The sequence below is a fragment of the Dietzia sp. DQ12-76 genome (assembly GCF_014145045.1).
Lineage (GTDB): Bacteria > Actinomycetota > Actinomycetes > Mycobacteriales > Mycobacteriaceae > Dietzia.
Window position 1 is genome coordinate 1 of sequence record NZ_JAALDV010000563.1, and the last position, 254, is coordinate 254.

Annotated in this window: 1 protein-coding gene; it reads left to right on the top strand. The window is 74.0% G+C overall.

Annotated elements, in window-relative coordinates; genetic code table 11:
• Positions 1-254, top strand: a 254-nt coding sequence (locus G6019_RS16780; RefSeq protein ID WP_309230356.1) for a PUA domain-containing protein, incomplete at both ends; no start/stop codon positions are given.

Genomic DNA, 254 nt, shown 5'->3' on the forward strand with positions numbered 1-254 from the left:
TCTGGGTCCGCCACGCGGCCGACGCGCGGGGCTCGGTGATCCTGGACGACGGCGCGGTGCGTGCCGTCACCGGGTCGCGGCGCTCGCTGCTGCTGGCGGGTGTGACCGGCGTCGACGGGCTGTTCCACTTCGGCGACGTGATCGAGATGCGCGATCCCGCCGGTCAGACCGTCGCGAGGGGGATCGCCCAGTACGACTCGATCGAGGTGCGCTCGCGACTGGCCGACCGCGCCGCGGGCAGAGGTACGGCGGGA